Origin of the sequence: Pedobacter boryungensis, assembly GCF_013204825.1 — a bacterium.
GTDB lineage: Bacteria > Bacteroidota > Bacteroidia > Sphingobacteriales > Sphingobacteriaceae > Pedobacter > Pedobacter boryungensis.
Genome location: NZ_JABMKV010000001.1, coordinates 281,753 through 302,212 on the forward strand (window position 1 = coordinate 281,753; position 20,460 = coordinate 302,212).

20 protein-coding genes and 1 tRNA gene are annotated in these 20,460 nt (G+C 33.0%); 10 read left to right on the plus strand and 11 right to left on the minus strand.

Annotated features, from left to right (window positions below; genetic code table 11):
• The first annotated feature begins 27 nt into the window (after positions 1-27).
• From HQN85_RS01280 to HQN85_RS01300, 5 genes are all read left to right on the plus strand, one after another.
• A complete protein-coding gene (locus HQN85_RS01280; protein WP_173268538.1) occupies positions 28-1,536 on the plus strand; it encodes a GH3 auxin-responsive promoter family protein in 1,509 nt (502 codons plus the stop codon).
• Positions 1,533-2,711, plus strand: coding sequence for a 1-deoxy-D-xylulose-5-phosphate reductoisomerase (locus HQN85_RS01285; protein WP_173268539.1), 1,179 nt, complete (start codon positions 1,533-1,535; stop codon positions 2,709-2,711). The genes HQN85_RS01280 and HQN85_RS01285 overlap by 4 nt, the downstream gene beginning before the upstream one ends.
• Before the next feature lie 7 nt (positions 2,712-2,718).
• Positions 2,719-4,110: an RIP metalloprotease RseP gene (gene rseP / locus HQN85_RS01290; RefSeq protein ID WP_173268540.1), complete on the plus strand. Its 1,392-nt coding sequence runs from the start codon at positions 2,719-2,721 to the stop codon at positions 4,108-4,110.
• 96 nt (positions 4,111-4,206) lie between these two features.
• Complete coding sequence (hscB, locus tag HQN85_RS01295) at positions 4,207-4,731, plus strand: Fe-S protein assembly co-chaperone HscB (protein WP_173268541.1); 525 nt, start codon at positions 4,207-4,209, stop codon at positions 4,729-4,731.
• A gap of 86 nt (positions 4,732-4,817) precedes the next feature.
• Positions 4,818-5,102: a DUF3817 domain-containing protein gene (locus tag HQN85_RS01300; protein WP_173268542.1), complete on the plus strand. Its 285-nt coding sequence runs from the start codon at positions 4,818-4,820 to the stop codon at positions 5,100-5,102.
• Here HQN85_RS01300 and HQN85_RS01305 read toward each other — a convergent pair.
• The 3 genes from HQN85_RS01305 to HQN85_RS01315 form a co-directional block, all read right to left on the minus strand.
• On the minus strand, positions 5,099-5,887 hold the full coding sequence (locus HQN85_RS01305; protein ID WP_173268543.1) for a sensor histidine kinase: 789 nt from the start codon (positions 5,885-5,887) through the stop codon (positions 5,099-5,101). The genes HQN85_RS01300 and HQN85_RS01305 overlap by 4 nt on opposite strands.
• The gene (locus HQN85_RS01310) at positions 5,880-6,350 is read right to left on the minus strand and encodes a hypothetical protein (RefSeq protein WP_173268544.1); all 471 of its coding nucleotides are present in this window, start codon (positions 6,348-6,350) and stop codon (positions 5,880-5,882) included. The genes HQN85_RS01305 and HQN85_RS01310 overlap by 8 nt, the downstream gene beginning before the upstream one ends.
• 165 nt (positions 6,351-6,515) lie before the next feature.
• On the minus strand, positions 6,516-6,929 hold the full coding sequence (locus tag HQN85_RS01315; protein ID WP_173268545.1) for a hypothetical protein: 414 nt from the start codon (positions 6,927-6,929) through the stop codon (positions 6,516-6,518).
• 94 nt (positions 6,930-7,023) lie between these two features.
• On the opposite strand from HQN85_RS01315, the gene HQN85_RS01320 reads away from it, so the two are divergent.
• Both HQN85_RS01320 and HQN85_RS01325 read left to right on the plus strand, forming a co-directional pair.
• Positions 7,024-7,692, plus strand: a complete 669-nt coding sequence (locus HQN85_RS01320) for a response regulator transcription factor (protein WP_173268546.1) — start codon at positions 7,024-7,026, stop codon at positions 7,690-7,692.
• Positions 7,693-8,026: 334 nt separating this feature from the next.
• Complete coding sequence (locus tag HQN85_RS01325; RefSeq protein ID WP_173268547.1) at positions 8,027-8,692, plus strand: M15 family metallopeptidase domain-containing protein; 666 nt, start codon at positions 8,027-8,029, stop codon at positions 8,690-8,692.
• 102 nt (positions 8,693-8,794) lie between these two features.
• On the opposite strand, the gene HQN85_RS01330 is transcribed toward HQN85_RS01325, so the two are convergent.
• Positions 8,795-8,874 (minus strand) — tRNA-Leu (locus tag HQN85_RS01330).
• A gap of 222 nt (positions 8,875-9,096) precedes the next feature.
• On the opposite strand from HQN85_RS01330, the gene HQN85_RS01335 reads away from it, so the two are divergent.
• Complete coding sequence (locus tag HQN85_RS01335; protein WP_173268548.1) at positions 9,097-11,376, plus strand: glycosyltransferase family 4 protein; 2,280 nt, start codon at positions 9,097-9,099, stop codon at positions 11,374-11,376.
• Between the two features lie 19 nt (positions 11,377-11,395).
• Here HQN85_RS01335 and HQN85_RS01340 read toward each other — a convergent pair whose 3' ends face one another.
• From HQN85_RS01340 to HQN85_RS01365, 6 genes are all read right to left on the minus strand, one after another.
• Complete coding sequence (locus HQN85_RS01340; protein ID WP_173270179.1) at positions 11,396-12,865, minus strand: glycoside hydrolase family 130 protein; 1,470 nt, start codon at positions 12,863-12,865, stop codon at positions 11,396-11,398.
• A 134-nt stretch (positions 12,866-12,999) separates the two neighbouring features.
• Entirely contained in the window at positions 13,000-13,737 is a 738-nt protein-coding gene (locus HQN85_RS01345; RefSeq protein WP_173268549.1) for a DNA-formamidopyrimidine glycosylase family protein, read from the minus strand.
• Positions 13,738-13,746: 9 nt separating this feature from the next.
• On the minus strand, positions 13,747-13,923 hold the full coding sequence (locus HQN85_RS01350; RefSeq protein WP_173268550.1) for a hypothetical protein: 177 nt from the start codon (positions 13,921-13,923) through the stop codon (positions 13,747-13,749).
• 26 nt (positions 13,924-13,949) lie between these two features.
• Positions 13,950-14,852: an SDR family oxidoreductase gene (locus HQN85_RS01355; protein WP_173268551.1), complete on the minus strand. Its 903-nt coding sequence runs from the start codon at positions 14,850-14,852 to the stop codon at positions 13,950-13,952.
• Between the two features lie 86 nt (positions 14,853-14,938).
• Positions 14,939-15,709 carry a non-homologous end joining protein Ku gene (ku, locus tag HQN85_RS01360; RefSeq protein ID WP_173268552.1) on the minus strand — a complete coding sequence of 257 codons (771 nt, stop codon included), beginning with the start codon at positions 15,707-15,709 and terminating at the stop codon, positions 14,939-14,941.
• A gap of 71 nt (positions 15,710-15,780) precedes the next feature.
• On the minus strand, positions 15,781-16,767 hold the full coding sequence (locus HQN85_RS01365; RefSeq protein WP_173268553.1) for a GlxA family transcriptional regulator: 987 nt from the start codon (positions 16,765-16,767) through the stop codon (positions 15,781-15,783).
• A 146-nt stretch (positions 16,768-16,913) separates the two neighbouring features.
• Here HQN85_RS01365 and HQN85_RS01370 point away from each other — a divergent pair, with 146 nt between their 5' ends.
• The gene (locus tag HQN85_RS01370; RefSeq protein WP_173268554.1) at positions 16,914-17,324 is read left to right on the plus strand and encodes a VOC family protein; all 411 of its coding nucleotides are present in this window, start codon (positions 16,914-16,916) and stop codon (positions 17,322-17,324) included.
• 19 nt (positions 17,325-17,343) lie between these two features.
• Here the strand turns inward: HQN85_RS01370 and HQN85_RS01375 are convergent, their stop codons facing one another.
• Entirely contained in the window at positions 17,344-17,793 is a 450-nt protein-coding gene (locus tag HQN85_RS01375; protein ID WP_173268555.1) for a hypothetical protein, read from the minus strand.
• A 607-nt stretch (positions 17,794-18,400) separates the two neighbouring features.
• Here HQN85_RS01375 and HQN85_RS01380 point away from each other — a divergent pair.
• Complete coding sequence (locus HQN85_RS01380; RefSeq protein WP_173268556.1) at positions 18,401-20,380, plus strand: DUF2075 domain-containing protein; 1,980 nt, start codon at positions 18,401-18,403, stop codon at positions 20,378-20,380.
• Positions 20,381-20,460: the final 80 nt, after the last annotated feature.

Sequence of the window (20,460 nt, forward strand, 5' to 3'; positions counted from 1 at the left end):
CTTACTCTCTCATTTATACTTAAAAATATGGGATTAAAAGCAGCACTAAGTAAGCCATTTGCTGCATGGGTTGTAAAAGGCATCAACAAATGGAAAAGCAACGCTTTGAAGGCACAAAATGATGTATTTCATTCGCTTATTAAATCGGCAATGCCTACTGTTTTTGGCAAGGATCACCATTTCAATTCCATTAAAAATTACGAAGATTTTAAGTTAAATGTTCCAGTACGAGACTATGAAGGCTTAAGAACTTATATAGATAGAGTAGTTGCGGGCGAAAAAGATATCCTTTGGAGGGGTAAACCAAAATATTTTGCAAAAACCTCCGGTACTACTTCTGGTGTAAAATATATTCCTATTTCTAAAGAATCGATGCCAGAGCATATTAAAGCTGCTCGTAATGCATTATTAACTTATATCCATGAAACTGGCAAAGCCGATTTTGTAAACGGTAAAATGATTTTCCTACAAGGAAGCCCCATTTTGATTAAGAAGAATGGAATTAATGTAGGTCGTTTATCAGGTATTGTGGCTCATTTAGTTCCTGCATATTTACAAAAGAATAGATTGCCATCTTACGCTACTAATTGTATTGAAGATTGGGAAGAAAAAGTGGATGCAATTGTTCATGAAACGTTGCACAAAGATATGACGCTCATTTCTGGTATTCCGCCTTGGGTACAAATGTACTTTGATAAATTGAGTGAGAAAACTGGGGGGAAAAAAATCAAGAATATTTTTAAGAATTTTAGTCTATTTGTGTACGGTGGCGTTAATTATGAGCCTTATCGAGCTAAAATTGAAGCAAGTATTGATCGAAAAGTCGATGCGATTGAAACCTATCCCGCATCTGAAGGTTTTATTGCTTACCAAGATAAACAAGATGATAAAAGTTTGTTGCTTTTGGTTAAGGCAGGAATTTTTTATGAATTTATTCCAGCTGACGAATATTACAACGAAAACCCGACTCGTTTAAGCTTGGCTGAAATAGAATTAGATAAAAATTACGCACTAATTTTAAATACAAATGCTGGTTTATGGGGTTATAGCATTGGTGATACTGTCAAATTTGTTTCTAAAAATCCGTATAAAATTTTAGTTACTGGTCGTATTAAGCATTTTATATCTGCGTTTGGAGAACATGTAATTGGCGAAGAAGTAGAGCATGCGATTTTAACAGTAGCAAATGAAGAAGGAATAGAAATTACAGAGTTTACAGTCGCACCTCAAGTAAATCCTTCGGAGGGCGAATTGCCTTACCATGAATGGTTTGTAGAATTTGCAAATGCTCCAAAAGATATTAAAGCATTTAGTGAGAAAGTCGATCTTGCTTTGCAACAAAAAAATATTTACTATTTTGACCTGATTGAAGGGAAAATTTTGCAGAAACTGATTATTCGGCCACTACAAAAAGATGCCTTTGTGAATTATATGCGAGCACAAGGGAAATTAGGTGGACAAAACAAAGTTCCAAGATTAAGTAACGATAGGAAATTGGCAGAGGTTTTAGAAAAGTATATTAGAAAAGAAGGTTGAAAAATATATCCATATTAGGTAGCACAGGTTCTATTGGAACACAAGCATTGGAAGTAGTTAGGGCAAACCCTGATTTATACAAAGTTGATGTGTTAACGGCTCAGAATAATGCAGAACTTTTAATTCAGCAAGCCTTAGAATTTAAGCCAGAATTAGTGGTGATTACATGTGAAGATCATTACTTAAAAGTAAAGGAAGCACTATCAAGTGTTAATGTATTGTGTGGTGAAGATGCATTAATTGCTGCGGTTCAATTGCCACAAACTCAATTTGTACTTACTGCAATTATGGGAGCAGTAGGCTTAAAACCAACCATTGCTGCTATTGAAGCGAAAAAAGATATCGGCCTTGCCAATAAAGAAACATTGGTGGTTGCTGGCGAATTAGTAATGCAATTGGCTAAGAAAAATGAGGTGAAGATTATTCCAGTGGATTCAGAGCATTCTGCTATATTTCAATGTTTGGTTGGCGAAGAAAATAATCCTATAGAAAAAATCTTTTTAACTGCATCTGGCGGACCATTTAGAGGTAAAGATTTAGATTTTTTAGCTAATGTTACTAAGAAAGAAGCTTTAAAACATCCAAATTGGGTGATGGGCGCAAAAATCACTATTGATTCTGCATCATTAATGAATAAAGGATTAGAGGCAATAGAAGCAAAATGGTTATTTGATTTAACCTCAGAGCAAATTGAAGTTGTAGTACATCCGCAATCTATTGTTCATTCGATGGTTCAATTTACAGATGGATCAATTAAAGCACAATTGGGTTTGCCCGATATGAAATTGCCCATTCATTATGCATTGGCTTATCCACAAAGAGCAAAAAGCAATTTTGAACGGTTTAGTTTTTTAAATTATCCAGAACTTACATTTTCTGAGGCAGATACAAAAAGTTTTCGTAACCTTGACCTTGCCTTCGTAGCTATGAAAAAAGGTGGTAATATGCCTTGCATAATTAATGCAGCAAACGAAGTTGTAGTAGAAGCTTTTTTGAAAGATCATATTGGCTTCCTTGAAATGAGCGTTGTGATAGAAGAATGCATGCAAAAAATAGATTTTATTGCACAACCAACACTTAATAATTATTTAGAAACCGATAAGCAGACACGTATATTTGCAAGTCAACTCGTAACAAAACAAAGTTTAACAAATCTAAAATCAAAAACATACTAAATACTATATGAACGGACTGATTATGGCGGGCCAGCTTTTGCTGGGATTATCGATACTAGTAATTTTACACGAATTAGGACATTTTTTAGCGGCACGTGCCTTCGGAATAAAAGTTGAAAAATTTTATCTTTTCTTTGATGCTTGGGGATTTAAACTGATAAGTTTTAAAGTTGGTGATACTGAATATGGAATTGGGTGGTTGCCTTTAGGAGGCTATGTGAAAATTTCGGGAATGATTGACGAATCAATGGATGTAGAGCAAATGGCATTACCTCCAGAACCTTGGGAATTTCGTTCTAAACCGGCTTGGCAACGCTTGATTGTGATGTTGGGAGGTATCATTGTAAATATAATTGTAGGTATTTTCATTTTCTGGATGCTTACATTTAAATATGGTGAAACCTATATTCCAAATGATAAATTAGCAAATGGTATACACCCCGGTATAATAGGAGAGGAAATTGGTCTAAAAGACGGAGATAAAATTTTAGCGATTAACGGTCAAAAAGTAATTCGCTTTGAAGAATTGATTAGTTCAAAAGTTCTATTGAGTGGCCCGAAATTAACTATTTCTCGTAATGGTAAAGCTATTGATTTAAAAGTTCCTGAAACGGTTTTAAACAGCATTAGCAAACACGGAATTGAAGAATTTGTAGAGCCAAGAATTGTTGCTCAAAAAATATCCCAAGTAGATAAACCTACAACTACAGTAGAATCTAAAGGATTTCTTAGCCGTTTGTTTTCTAAAAAAGAAGCGACAAAAGTATATACTCCAGCGTATGATGCCGGAATGAAAGTTGGTGATAGCGTAATTTCAGTTAATGGAAAACCTGTTCATTATTTAAATGATTTTACAACAGAAGTTCAAAAATCTGCAGGAAAAACAATTGACATTAAAGTATTACGTAATGGTAATTTAGTAGATCTCACTCCAAAAGTAACAACAGATGGTACTATAGGTATTGCTATAGCAAAAGCTAAATTGCCAATTAGCCATGTCGATTATAATTTCTTTGAATCTTTAACAGTTGGTACATCTAAAGCATGGACAACTTTTGCTGATAACGGTAAGGGAATTTGGAAAATGATAACAGGGAAAGTTAGCGCTCGTAACATTAGCAGTCCTATTGGTATCGCTAAAGTTTATGGCAGTGAGTTCGATTGGGCAAACTTCTGGCGTTTAACAGGATTAATTTCTATGGCATTAGCCTTTATGAATTTATTGCCAATTCCTGCTTTAGATGGCGGTCACGTTGTATTCTTAATTGTAGAAATGATTAAAGGAAAGCCCTTGGGTGATAAATTTATGGAACGTGCTCAAGTAGTAGGTTTCGTAATTTTATTAAGTTTAATGGTGTTCGCCTTTGGTAACGATATCCTTAAAATATTTGGCAAATAATTTTATCATTTGTCATTCTGAGCCTTCGAAGAATCTCTAAAGGAAAACTAAAGAGGTTCTTCACTAAGTTCTGGATGACAAAATCTTAAAAATAAAATGAATTATTTCGAACTTTACGATTTACCAGTTAGTTTCAACCCTGATCAGCAGATTGTAAAGCAGAAGTTTTACGAATTGAGTAAGAAATATCACCCCGATTTTTACATCAATCAAAGTCAAGAAAAACAAGACGAAGTCTTGGAACTTTCTACATTAAATAACAAAGCTTTTCAAGTATTAAAAGATCCTCAAAGGCGCTTACATTATATTCTTGAGCTAAAAGGAGAATTAGTTGAGGGAGAAAACTATACATTGCCGCAAAGCTTTTTAGTAGAAATGATGGAAGTGAATGAAGCTTTAATGGAGTTAGAATTCGATTCTAATGCAGTTAAACTGGCAGAGTTGAAAGGTCAAACTGAGCAAATAGAGAATGAGCTAGCAGCCGAATTGCAAGCTTTGACGTTAGCTTATGATGCTGACACAGAAAATCAAGAAAGTAAATTAAAAGCGATTAAAGATATTTATTATCGCAATAAGTATTTACATCGCATTAAAGAGAGTTTAAATCGTATGGGCTCTTAAATTGATAAGGTTTGCAAAGTGTAAAAAAGCAAATCAACAATTTTTATATAAATGTCATTAAGTACATTTGTTTCAAAGCCAAAATCATGACTTCATTAAATATATTCAGAAAAGTAGCCGTAGCAGAAGGTATTTCTTATCTTCTATTGTTGTTTATTGCAATGCCCTTAAAATACTGGGCTGATATGCCATTGGCAGTTAAATATACAGGCTGGGCGCATGGTTTGCTTTTTGTGTTGTATGCTGCATACTTGGTTTTAGCTTGGCAAGAAACAAAATGGAAATTTGGTAAAGCAGTTTTAATTTTTTTAGCTTCACTGTTACCATTTGCACCATTTATTGTAGACAAAAAGCTAGGAAAACATTCTTAGATAATAGTGTCGAGAGGGCAGCTAATCTCCATTTTAAAACCACCATTTATATTGGTTTCAAGCATGTAAATGCCGTTAATCATTTGTATTCGACTAATAATGTTTTGCATGCCAATACCTTTCTTTTCGTTTAAAATCTCAACATCAAAGCCTTTTCCATTATCCTGATAGATAATTTCAAAATTGTTTTCTTGCTGTTTAAAGTAAATCTCAATTTTAGTAGCATCGGCATGTTTTAATGTGTTAGCAATAAGCTGGGTTATTACTCTAAATAATGCCAATTCTGCCTTCTCTGAAAGTAGTTTTTCTTCCAATTTTAATTCGTTAGAAAGTATAACTTCAATTTCACCTGTCTTATTAATCAGAGAGACAAAACCTTCAATCGAAGTGTAAAGTCCAAACATAGCTAAACCAGGAGGCGAAAGATCATGGGCAATATTTCTTACATCCACAATCATTTTGTCTATTAATTGTTTAGCAGGTAAAATAACTTCTTGGTCAGCTGAATTATATTGCCTCATTGCGGCATTTAACATTAATTTAATGGCAGATAATGTGCCTCCAACTTCATCATGCAAATCCTCACCAATTCGTTTGCGTTCTATTTCTTGAGAATCAATTACTGCACTTAGCAATTGCTTTTGTTGAGCAATTTCTGTTTCCTGAAACAATTTTCGTTGCTGCCATACCATGTTTTGGTTTTTAATATAGAGCAGCAAGAAAAAAGTAACCAATATAAAAATGGCTAAAACACTATAAAAAATAAGTAAATAGATGTTATCCATCCTTTTTTATTAAGCTGAAAGCTTTTCCCCAAGCTAAATACATTATCATAGACATCGCACCATGAATATTCCAAATTAAATGGTTCATCTCTTTGTTTTTAATAACAAAAGTAAAGTAGTTGGATAAGATAAAAATGATACAAACTACAGGAAAATAAACCAGAATACCCATATTAAACCAGCTACTTGGTTTTTCAATCCAGTTATCTGTAAAACCACTTTTATACAGATAAAGTAAGCAGAAAAAAGTTATTAAAATAGCTTCTAGAGGTCTGGTATATGTATTATAGGTAAAAATGCTTTGTATAAAACTGAAATTTATAATGCACAATACAGGAAAAAGTATAATGATATATAGAAGTACTTTTTTTAATAAAAGATCTACAAACAATGTTCGGAAATAGCTTAAAATAAAAACTGCTTCTACAATTGTATATAGATGCAACAAAGGCAAATTCTTCATTCTATAGGCAATCAAAATCATTGCCGCTAAATTGATTAAGCCAGATGCTATTAAAAAATAAAAGAGAAGTTTAGGCCCAGCTTTTGCAACCTTAAAATTAAGTATCCCAAATAGTATAGGTATCAATATACTAAGTGGGACAATATAAGTTAGAAACATAGTTTATTAAGGAACAAATAGTGGACTTTCTGGATCACAAACATCTGGACAAGGTTTTGTGAAATCATAAATTTCTGAATCATCACCAGGATTACCTAAACCTGCGTTGGTGGTAGGGATAATATCCTTTCCGTTTTTGTCTACTGCCACAATTAATGCAGTAATATCATCTTCTAGTTTTTCATCAGTTAATTTAACAGCAAAATAAGCCCTAACACCCTGAAGTGAATTTATAACATTTCCTTCATCATCAACAGATGAGTATTTCTCAATAATTGCCATCAAATCATTTATGGGAATAAGAATGGCACGAGGAATTACAGTAGACTCTGAAGCTTGTTTAGAAAGTTGTTCTCTAAAACGAGTAACTCTGGCAACAGCTGCATTGAGAGGAATAGTTGGAACGTTAATTGGTTTCATGATTTTTTTAAAATTTCACTAATCTAAAAAAAAATCAACATTGTATAACTTATGCATACAAATTTTATAATTTCAGGCTTTAAAATCATCCTTAATGAATATCAATATAGCAATAGCAGACGATCAAAAACTTTTTAGAAGAGGAATGGCAGCACTTGTCAGTACTTTTCAAAATATGTCGCTAATTTTCGAAGCCGAAAGCGGTAAAGAATTGCTATCACTCTGTGAAACTGCTGTCGTAAAACCTGATATCATATTGCTAGATCTTTCCATGCCAGAAATGAATGGATTAGATGCTTTGAAGGTATTAAAAGAGAAATATCCCAAAATAGGCGTAATAGTTTTAACCATTCACGAAGCCGAAAATTTTATTCTTACCACAATACAAGCAGGGGCAAATGGTTATTTAGCTAAGAATGCGGAACCCGAAGAAGTAGAATTAGCCATTAGAGAAGTATATAAAAATGATTTCTATTTTACTGTACCTATGTTAGAAATGATGCGTAAAGGTTTAACGCAAAAAACAAATACAACATCCCTAGAAAATATAAATAGATTAACTAATCGCGAAAAAGAAGTATTACAATTAATCTGCAAACAATTGAGTAGTAATGAAATTGCAGAAAAACTATTTCTTAGTACGCGTACGATAGAAGGGCACAGAAATAATCTCTTATTAAAAACAGGTAGCCGCAATATAGCCGGACTTGTTTTGTATGCGCTTAAACATAAACTTTTTGAGCTAGATATAACCTCAAACTAGTATGTTAAACCCAAATATAGTTTTTTCGAAAAGCAAAAGCTGTAGCACCTATTTGAGTAATTCCTGCTATCCACTCCAATCTTTTTTGTGCTTCGACAAGCCCAGCAAAACAAAAAAGTATTTCCGTTACTCTCAGGTTTAGTTAATAACATCCAGTTTCTTTAATTGAATGCGGGTATTTATACCTATATCAATGCGTAGATATACCCAATTGGTATTTTAAGCAAAACTACGTTCAAAATTTTGCTGTTAAATTGGTCATTTAGCTTCGCTAAGTAAGCAAACAAATTGAAGCAGCTAAATAAATTACTATTAATTCTAATTATTAAAAGAGATGGACTATTCAGACAAAATTAAAGCATTACAAGAAAAAGCTGGTATTGAAGCAGATGGTATAGCATCTTCTAAAACATGGCTTAATATTTATTTTCTATTATTTAATTCACTGCCATATAATATTAACGTAAGTGCAATTATTAAAGCAATACAAGAAAAGATAGAAGTAAGAGCAGATGGTTACCCTTGGACAAAAACCTGGGATGCCCTATATCAATTGTTAATTGTTAATCAACACAATGAGGTGGAAGAGATTAATTCTATTCAACAACATAATGAAATTGTACTTAATGAAATGGCAAAAGAAATGGTGCCTTTTGCTAAGGAATTATTACATCTTTCTACAGCTCAAGGTATTCAAATTAAGTTAGTTACTACCTCTACTAAAGCTACTAAAGATTTTGGACTTACTTTCAGTATTAAAATAGTAGAGGAAGCAGAGAATGGAAATTTCATAGATAAAGACCAGTCTAAATTGTATGAAGAAGTAGCAAAATTAGGAGAATCAATAGGTCTTACATGGTCTGGAGATTTAAGAACGTTTACAAGTCAGCAACATTTTCAATTAAGACCAGCATGGGCGGTTGCTATGAAAGAAAGTGAGATGGTAAAAGAACTTCAAAGAAGAAAACAACAGAATATCAATTTTCTAGCTTTTATTTAATTCAGCTACGTTCATCGTAAAAGTAATCTTCCCTAATCTAGGGGCTTACAAACGCTAAAGATTATAAAATAAAACCCTCTTTACTTTCATAAAGAGGGTTAGTACCCAGCGCCGGAGTCGAACCGGCACGGTTTCCCACAGGTGTTTGAGACCAGCGCGTCTACCAATTCCGCCAGCTGGGCATTTGCTTGTTCAGCGGGATGCAAATCTATAGATTACGAGACATATAAACAAACTATTTTTCTAATATTTTGTAAGCTAGAAAACTCATTCTCTCCTTTTAAGAATACTATTTTACCGTGAAATGTGCCATAACGCAAAACAACATAGCTATTTCGTTGTTAAACAAGTATCTCTCAATTTTTTATCAAGTTCTTAATTTTTAAAGCATAATATCCTGAGATATGAAAATAGCATATATTTCTACTTACCCGCCACGCGAATGTGGCTTAGCTACCTTTAACCAAAATTTAATTAAGGCTATTTGTAGTAATTTTGACGATAAAAATCTTTTAGAAACAAGTGTTGTTATTGCCATGAACAACGCTGATGATAAAAATGAATATCAATATCCAGAAGAAGTAAAGTTTGTAATTAGACAACAAGTCCAAGAAGATTATACAGAAGCAGCTGCATTTATAAATAGCAGTGATGTTGATGCATGTATTGTACAACATGAGTTCGGAATTTATGGGGGTGAAGATGGATTATTCGTCCTTCCATTTTTAAACCAGATAGAAAAACCGATTATTTCCATTTTACACACCGTTTTAAATTCTCCTACTTTTTTACAAAAAGCTATTATTAAAGAGGTAGCTAAAAAGTCGGCTAAGGTGATAGTAATGGGTAGCAAAGCAGTTGGTTTTTTAACTGACATTTACCAAGTGCCTGAACAAAAAATTCAGCTTGTAATGCATGGAGTACCGGATTTAGAAGCACCTATTGTTAACCCTATCAAGGATTTACCTCAATTAAAGGACAAAAAGGTGTTGTTGACATTTGGATTGATTAGCAGAAATAAAGGTTTAGAGACCGTTGTTAAGGCACTTCCCGCTATTGTAAAGCAAAATCCGAATGCTGTGTATGTAATATTGGGTAATACACATCCTGGCGTAGTAAAAAATTCTGGCGAAGAATATCGTGAATACCTAAAAACGTTGGCAGAAGAATTAAATGTGAGCCAGCACTTGGTGTTTATGAATAAGTTTGTAGAAGAGGAAGAATTAATCAATTACTTATCTGCTGCAGATGTTTATATCACACCGTATTTTAACGAGGCTCAAATTACAAGTGGCACATTGTCTTATGCGGTTGGTGCTGGGGCTGCGGTAGTTTCAACTCCATATTGGCATGCACAAGAACTTTTAGACAAAAATCGTGGTCGTTTATTCAATTTTAAAGATCATGATGGATTAGCAAACATCGTTAATCAATTGTTAGTTGATCCTGAGATGTTAAGTACATTAAAGAAAAATGCTTATACTTTTGGATTAAGTACTAGATGGCCTAAAATTGGTAAAACATATATTTCATTAATAGAAAAAGCAGTTAAGCATCCAGATTATAGTGATAAGATTTTAAGTCAAATTATAGATCCTGGTTTAATGCCAGAATTTAATATCGACTATGTAAAACGCTTAACAGATGATACAGGAATTTTTCAGCATGCTAAATTTGGAATTCCAAATAGGAAGGAAGGATATTGTGTTGATGATAATTCGAGAGCTATAATTATGGCCTTAATGGCATATAAAGAGAAGAATAATGTTGAAGCTTTAGACCTTTTACCAATTTATTTGAGTTTTACTCATGATATGCAGTTGGAAGATGGAAATTTTAGGAATTTCATGAGTTTCAATCGCCAATATTTAGATGAAGAGGGAACCGACGATTCATTTGGACGTACCATTTGGGCATTAGGTTATCTTATCCATTCTGCACCAAACCGTTCTTACATAGAGTTTGGAAGAGAACTGTTTTTTAAAGCGGTTCCACATTTTAAAAAATTAACACATTTAAGAGGAATATGTAATACAATAACAGGATTGAGTTATTATTTGCAATCGCATCCTTATGATGAAATGATTTTAAATGAACTCAAGTCTTTAACAGATAAGTTAGTATCAGCTTATCAAACTACGCGAGGTGATGACTGGCATTGGTTTGAAGATAAAATGACTTATGATAATGCTATTTTCCCATTGGCACTTTTCCATTCTGCAGAAATAACTGGTAATGAAGAAGTGAAGGAAATCGCAAACGAATCATTACAGTATTTAGAGAAATTAACCTTTAACTTAAACTTGTTTAATCCGGTAGGTAATGATGGCTGGTACAATAGAGACAATAGAGTAATGCCATTGTATGACCAACAAGCTATTGAAATAATGGCGATGGTCTTAATGTATCATCAGGCGTTTATTGTAACTAAAGATACTTCATATATGAAGAAAATGTTTACGAGTTATCTATGGTTCTTAGGGGAAAATTCGTTGAGAATTCCATTATATGACGCAGAAACAAAAGGTTGTGCCGATGGCTTGCATCGTGGAGGTGTAAATAGAAATCAAGGTGCAGAAAGCACATTAGCGTATTTAATATCTCACTTAACCGTTGTAAAGGCATTTAAGTATGACCAACTCTTAAGTGGAGTTAAGGAACAAAAAAGTCTGGTTTTTAAATAAACCAGACTTTTTTTTATTGTTAAGGTTTTGGTGATGCCTTTAATTTATCTAACAGTGCTTTTAAATCAACTGAAGCAAATGACGAAGAGTAGTCTGATAAACCATAAGGAATAATCAAATGTTCATTATTGACAATTGACCCACAAGAATATACCACATTTGGAACATAACCTTCACGTTCGTCTGGATTTGGAATAAGTAAAGGTTCTTCTAATCTTCCAATTTCTATAGTCGGATCTTCCAGGTCTAACAAACAAGCACTTAAGCAATACCTGCGCATTGGACCAACAGCATGGGTGATAATTAGCCAACCTTCTTCAGTTTCAATTGGAGAACCGCAATTTCCTATTTGTACAAATTCCCAATTGTATTTTGGTTCTTGTAATTTAATTGGATTTTCCCATACGTTAATTTTGTTCGAATACATGATGTAATTATTTACACCATCAATACGGGATAACATGGCGTATTTACCATTTATTTTACGTGGGAAAAGGGCTAAGTTTTTATTCTGTGCACCATCACCAAATAGTGGACCAACTGTGAAGTCGTAAAAATCTTTAGTTTTTAAGAGTTTAGGGATAATGATATGTCCATCATAAGCGGTATATGTTGCATAATAAGTAACAGATCCATCGTCATTTATAAATTTAACAAATCTGGCATCTTCAATTCCCTTTCTTTCAAATTCAGATATTGGGAAGATAACACGATCAGAAATATCAGTATCCATAGAGAAAATAATCTCATAATATGAATCAGATAACCATAGTACCTTTTCTAATTCTATGTCTTTTAATGGATCTGGCTCTAATTCCTGACTTTCTGCAATTACACTTTTCAGCGTTGCATAATCAAATTGATCGGCTAATTTTTTATCTAATTCTTTTAATACATCTTCGTTAATGAGCGCAATTAAGCCTTTGTCTAAAAAGAGCTTTTTGTTATAAGATGCATTTCTTATAATTTCTGCTTCATCAATATAATTTCCCGCTGGAATTACTGTAATGTTATTATTTCTGTCGATTAAAGCTCTTCTAAATACAATTGACGAAATATGACCTTCTCCAACTGCTCTAAAGCTTATAATTAAACGTTTTTCACCTTCTTCCAAATTACTCTGGTCTGGATCTTCAATGATAGATGGATTAAAGAATGCTGCTGATTCTATAGAGTATTCATGTGTAAAATAAGAACCAATTAAAAGACTACGATGTGTATCGAGGTCTTTATAATCAATATCCATTTTTTCGAACAAAGGCTTTAGTTTTTTGCAATGCCTTGATAAAATCTTGGTAATGTTGCGGTGTCGTTTAGAATATTCTTGTAAAAGTGGCGAAATGATATTAAAAACCTGTTCATCGGTTAGTGTCATTACTTTATTAATCACTTCTCTGCCACGCTCATCTCCATTAAAAAAAAATCTTGCAATTACTCTTTTTGGGTCTGGGTAAACTTTTACGTGTTTACGTTCTATTGGAAGTCTCATCATATAAAATTGATTATGCGCTTAGCTAAATAAACGATTAAGGTCTAGTTAAAAGTACTTAATAATGTACCTCAGGTTAAATATAACAATAATTATAAGGTAATGTTTGATGCGAGTTATCTATTGAAATAGGCTTAAGCCTTTTCATAGCTTTGGCAAATAGGACAATAAAAAGTACGTCTGTTAGTTTTTCCTAACTGTTCTTTAATAATGGGATGGTTTTTAGGGCATACTTTTTTACTATAAGCGAGCCAATGTTTTTTAAGTGTATACTCTTTCTTCCATCGGAGGAAATCAAAGCTGTAATTTCTAGCTTCCTTAATAAGCTCTTTTACTTTAGGCATAGAAAGTGAACCTACAGTGCATAAGGGATGTACACCAATCCGATACAATACTTCATTTTTAATGATGTTCCCGACCCCAGCAAAAACATTCTGATCTAAAAGGATATCGCAAACCAGCACATCCTCTTTTTCCCTTAATTTTTTTAAAGCTTTCGACTCGTTCCAATCATTAGAGAGTACATCGGATTCCCAATCATAAACTTCATTGATATCTCCTTCAATAAATTTTAATGAGCAGGTATAAAAATTCAATACATCATTTTTAAAAACTAGGCTGATTCTAGGCGTACTTTCCTTTTCTTCATTTATCCGATACGTACCAAAAAGCATGAAATGGACTCGTAAGGCAAAATCACTAAAGCATATTAAGAAATGTTTGCCCCAGCTTTTAAATGCAATCACTTTTTGGTGAAGCAAACGATCTTTATCTAATTTAGTATTACCTCCAACCTCTATAATTTCAGCACCTTCTAAATGGAGGTTTTCAATTAATTCTCTAAGTATAACAATAGACGGTCCTTCGGGCATATAATTTAATTAGAGCGTTTCCTTGTTATTCTTCGCACTATCTCCAGATTCATTTGGTGCATCTCCAGCTTGTCCATATTTTGGTGCAGCACCTTGTCCATTCTGGTCAAAAGAAGCTTTGCCTTTAGCATCACCACTCGTTTTCTTTTGCGCTTTATCGTTTGATTTTTCAGCTTGCTTTTTCATAAATATATTTTTAATTCTTAGTGATCTTAAATCGTAATTCTTCCTCCGGTAACCGGTAAAGTAGCTCCAGAAATATAACTAGCGTCATCAGAAGCTAAAAACACGTAGGCTGGTGCAACTTCAACTGGCTGCCCTGGTCTTCCCATTGGGGTATCTTTGCCAAATTCTTCTGGATTTGGCATAGTAGATGGAATTAAGGGTGTCCAAATTGGTCCAGGCGCTACCGCATTTACTCTAATTCCTTTACCTGCAGTTAATAAAATCTGACTTAAGTTAGCAGTGAAATTTTGAATAGCAGCTTTTGTGGCTGCATAAGGCAACAATACTAGACTAGGATTATATGCATTTACCGAGGTTGTATTAATAATGCTACTCCCTTTTTTCATGAAAGGTTCAGCAGCTTTACTTAAATAAAACATTGGGTGAATGTTCACATCAAATGTTTTTACCCATTCGTCGGCCGGTATTTCCTCTAAGCTTTCTCTTCCCATTTGGAAAGCAGCATTATTTACTAAAATGTCAATTTGTCCAAATTCTTTAACGGCAGTATCTATAATTTTTTTGCAATGACTTTCTTTTCTAATGTCGCCCTTAACCAAAATTGCTTTCTGACCGGCTTCTTCCACATATTTAGCTGAGTCTTCAGCATCTTTAATTTCGATGTCATCTAAGTAACTAATTAGTACATCAGCACCTTCTCTTGCAAAAGCAATGGCAATAGCTTTCCCAATTCCAGAATCTCCACCGGTGATAATCGCTTTTTTGCCTTTTAATTTTCCAGAACCTTTGTATGATTTTTCTCCATGATCGGCCAAAGGTTTCATTTGATCTTCAGTTCCAGGAATGGCTTGTTTTTGTTTTGGATATGGCGGCACTGGATATTTTGTATCGGGCTGTTTAGGTGGTTCTTGTTTTTTTATCTTTTTCATATAGGTAGAATTTGATATCAAAACATCAACTTTTTAAAAAATCAGTTGACTATTTTTAAGTTTTAACATTTTTAAAATGTTTTTGTTTACGCTCTTTTTTTACTCCCCAAACTTTGCATCAATTGATCGTATAAGTTATCACTAGTTGCTTTTTGTGGTTTTAGTTTTTTCACAACCGCACGTTTACCTTTTGCTTTAGCTTTGATAATTTTTAATAATTCATCGCTATAAGTATCCTTAAATGCAGCGATATCGAATTTTGAACTGTATTGCGCTATTAAGGCTAAGCCGACCTCCATTTCTTTTTTGGTAATGTTAGTGTCACTTACTTTTTTGATTTCTTCTAGACTTCTTATTTCTTCTTGGAATCTAATTTTAGTGATGACAATAACATCATCCATCGGATGGATAACACACAAATTTTCCGTGCTTCGTAGTACAAAACGTCCTATTCCTGCTTTTTTTGATTTAATTAGTGCTTGTAGCAATAGCGCATACGCTTTTGTTCCTTGCTTTTCTGGCTCGGTATAATAGGATGTTTCGTAATAGATAGGGTTGATGTCTTTTATGTCGACGAAATTCTCTAATTCGATGATTTTAGTTTTTTCAGGAGCTGCTTCAGCAAAATCATGTTCATCCAAGATTACATATCTATCCTTCAAAAAATAACCACGAACAATTTTATCATATGGAACTTCTTTGCGACTATCCTCATTAATACGTTGAAATTTAATTTTCGCATGGTCGCGTTCATCTAGCATATCTAAATCTAGATTGCTGTTCTGTACCCCAGAATAAAGTTTAACGGGAATATTTACCAAGCCAAAACCAATGGCACCTTTCCAAATAGATCTCATAGCATAACTTTTTAATTATAAACAGCTGTGCGATGGTATTGTTTGTAATTAAGGCATAGTAGCTTCTGCTCTTAATTTAGTAGTAAAGGAACTTTTTTGTGGTATTTATTTCTGTAATCGATAGGGGTTAGGCCTGTAATTTTCTTAAATACATCTCTAAATGCTTTGGTATCTGTATAGCCAACATCAAACATTACTTCTGTAATGTTTTTTCTGCTCGATTCAAAGCTTCGTTTTGCCGCTTCAATTTTCACCCGCTGTAAATACTCAATAACAGTGTTATTCGTGGCTTTTTTAAATCTTCGTTCAAAACTTCTTCTGCCCAAGGCTAACATTCCAGCCAGCTGATCTACCGTAATTTTATTCTGATAGTTATTATCTATAAATTCTTGTGCTTTTTTAATCTCAGGATCTTCATGTTTCTTCTGTCCTTGAAACATCATAAATGCCAATTGACTTTCTCTGTCAATGTCAATAGCAAAATATTTTGAAGCTAGAATTGCGGTATCACGATCTGTGTATTTTTCTACTAAATAAAGTAATAAATTCCAATATGAATTAGCTCCTCCGCTAGAATATAAACCTTTTTCTTCGGTAATTATACTTCCATCCACTAAGTCAACCGCAGGGAACATTTCTCTAAAATCGGTAGCAGACAGCCAATGTGTAGAGCATTTTTTACCATCTAATAAACCTGTTGATGCCAATAAAAAAGCACCAATACATAAGGAAACCACTTCTGCACCTTTTTGGTATTGTTCAATTATCCAAGGTTGTAAATCCTTATTTAATTCGATAGCTGTTTTCATATCACCACTTAAGGCAGGAATGAAAATCAAGTCTGTTTTTGGAAGTTCGTCAATTAGCAAATCGGTATGAACCGAGAAAAGATTGTTATTTAATTTTATTTCCCTCTTTAATCCAACTAATTGAATGTTAAACATAGGTGCTTTACCGGCAGCAGCTAAAAAATCATTTACTGCCGTAAATAAATACCTTGGATCTGCGATAGCTTCTATCACAGCCGTTTCGGGAACTAAAATTGTAACATGCTTCATTAAACAAATATAATCGATGTGTTTGTCGTAAACAACCCCTTCAATTGTCCTTTATGCACTATTTAGGTAGGTATTCGAGTAATTATCTTTGAATAAAACTTTATATCAATTTCGATAGACGATTTTTCAAACTAGCTTTCTACCAAATGGCACATATCTATTCCTATTTAACATTTAACGGTAATTGTCGCAAGGCGATGACCTTTTATCAGAACTGTCTTGGTGGCAATCTTAGTTTTCAGACGATAGGAGAAACTACATTATCTAAAAAAATGACAGATGAAATGAAAGGATATGTGGTTCAAGCTATGCTTACTAAAGAAGACTTGATTTTAGTGGGTACAGACTTGGTTGCAGATGAAGGACTAACTAAAGGCAATGCTGTTTCCTTGCTTTTGAATTGCAATTCTGAAGAAGAATTAACTACTTATTATGCCAAACTTTCTGTGGGTGCAAAAGCAACACAAGGAATTGAAGTTAACTTTTGGAATACATTAGTTGCTTCAGTTACAGATGTATTTGGGAATAATTGGCTGTTAAATTATAAAAGGAATTAATATAGATAATTCTCTATTATTACTGTGTGGGAAAAATCATTCTTTTCTTCGAAATAACGTACGCTCCAACACCGCCAGCAACTAAAACCATTATCCAAACATAATCATCTAAAGGTAAGTTGACATTACAGATATCTACTGAATAATAAACGTAAGTACCGTAGCTTGCACCATCTTGATTATTCATTGGATTGACATAAGTGTTTACCCAACACTGTCTTCCTTGATCATAGATGTTGTTACTTTCGATATAATTGCATTGTTGTCCAGGACTATAATCTACACTGTAAACTTGTCCATTTCTATTATAGACTTTGTACGTAGTGCCCCAAAAATATGTACTTCCTAAGTATTGAGTAAAAACAACATCTCCAATTCTACAACCATACCCAGATACGGTAGTTGCAAATGACGTATTGCTTAAAAGAGTGAAAAGCGTTAATATAAATAGTGATCTTAAAAATCTCATTAAAGGAACTGATTGTTATAGCCTATATCAAACAATAGCTATGCCACTTAAACTATCAATCTGTATTATTTTTGATGTTGTAAGTTAAGCTAAAATATTTCAATGTTTAAACAATAAATATTGCTTTAAGTTTACATTAAATAATTAATCACATAAAATTAACTATTTAAAAAATATTAACGGGGAAAATCGGGGAATATTCTGTCTATTTTTCCCCATTTATAATCAGTAGAAAATGGACAAGATTTGTTTTTGAGTTGTTGAGCTATTTTGTTGGTGGCTTTTAATATTTCCATGCCATAAAGAAACATTAAATTTTTAGTAAGATAAATAGGTTGAATTTAAATGTCCGAAAATGTCTGATTATGTCCTAAAATGTCAGTAAAAAAGTAGTTTTGTTCTAGAGTTGTTCGAGGATTGTCCTAGGTTTCTTCTTCTCAAAGGGCGTTTTTAAGGAGAAACGTAGGAGAAGACTAGGAGGAGTATAGGAGAAATGCGGTGTGATTTTTAAAGTTTGCTAGGTAAATCTTGCTGCATTTAGAAATAAATTTTAATGCTGGATTAAAAAGTAAAATAATATGCATCTTCATAGTCTAAATTGAATTATATGTTAACTGCCTATTACCAAGATTCGATAGAATCATTTTTGGGAAAAAATATCAAAGAAATCATTGGGCAAATAACGCTTGCAAATAAATTTGATGCCAATTCTGATACTGTTGAAGCTTGGAAACAGCAAATATTAATTTTAAAAGATCAGTTAAAGTATTTTGTAGGAGATATCTTTTTTGAATTTTCAATTCCTAGAATGGGTAAAAGAATAGATTGTTTGCTCATTATAAAAAACGTTGTTTTTGTTATAGAATTTAAAGTAGGAGAAAGGAATTATTTGCGATATCATATTGATCAGGTTTGGGATTATGCACTTGATTTAAAAAACTTTCATAAGCCTAGCCATGATGCTGTAATTGCTCCAATACTCGTTGCTACAGAAGCAAGTTATAATTATACGGATATTATTATATCTAGTCATAATGATGATTTAATTTATCCTATAAGAACAAATAAGCTTGAAATTAAAAACATTATAAATCAAGTTTTACTATTCTATACTGGAAAATTAGATTTAAATAGCTTAGAATATATAACTGGAAGCTACTCTCCAACACCCACAATTATTGAAGCAGCCGTAAATCTTTATAATGAACATTCAGTAAGTGAAATAACTCGTAATGATGCTGAAGCTGTTAACTTAACTAAAACAACAAAGTCTATTTCTGATACTATCTCTTATGCTAAGCAAAACTCTAAAAAAGTAATATGCTTTGTTACAGGTGTTCCGGGAGCAGGCAAGACATTAGTTGGTTTAAAAGTAGCAACGACTCATTTAGATAGATCTAAAGGTGATACAAGTGTTTTTTTATCTGGCAATGGTCCTTTGGTTGCTATTTTGCAAGAAGCATTAGTTAGAGATAAAGTAAAAAGAGAAAGCTTAAGAGGAAATAAAATAACAAAAGCATCCGCTAAAGAAGGTGTAAAGGCTTTTATTCAAATTATTCATCATTATAGAGATGCATATTTGGTAGATCAAAATGCCCCTTATGATCATGTTGCTATTTTTGATGAAGCTCAAAGAGCATGGAATAAAGAGCAAACTATTGACTTTATGCGTCGTAAGAAAAATCAACCTAATTTTAGATTTTCTGAACCTGAATATTTAATTTCTTGCTTAGATAGACATAAACATTGGGCAGTAATTATATGTTTGGTTGGTGGGGGACAGGAAATAAATAAAGGTGAAGCTGGTATTTCAGAATGGTTAAATGCGATACATGAATCATTCCCAGACTGGGAAGTGAATATCTCTCCAAATCTTAAGGATAATGAATATGATGCTTTATCAACAATAAAAAGAATAGAGGAAAAATGCATTATAAATTTTGATAAAAATCTGCACTTAGCAGTTTCTATGCGCTCATACCGAGCGGAAAACGTATCTCTATTTGTTAAACAACTTTTAGATTTAGATATTGATAAAGCTAAATTAACATATAGTCAAATTAGTAGCAATTATCCTATTCTAATAACTAGAGAACTAAGCAAAGCAAAACAATGGCTTAAGGATAAAGCAAGAGGCACAGAAAGATATGGAATTGTTGTTTCTTCTCAGGCTCAAAGATTAAAACCTTTAGCTATAGACATCAAGTCTCCAATTGACCCAGTGCATTGGTTTCTTGATGATAAAGATGATGTTAGATCATCCTATTATTTAGAAGATGTTGCGACTGAATTTCAAGTGCAAGGCTTAGAATTAGACTGGGCATGCGTTACATGGGATGGGGATTTTAGATATTCAAAGGGGGAGTGGAAAACTTTTTCATTTGTAGGCTCAAAGTGGCAAAACATTCATAAAATTGAGAGAAAGAAATATCTATTAAACGCATATAGAGTATTATTGACGAGGGCAAGACAGGGAATGGTTATCGTAATTCCCGAAGGGGATGTGCTTGACCATACAAGAAAGCCTGAATATTATGATTTGACTTATAATTATTTTAAATCTATTGGAGTAAAAGAATTAGAATAATAATAGATTATTATTGATTTATAAAATTTATTTTACCTACTAAAACCAAATAGGTAATCATTTAACGAAATATATAAACA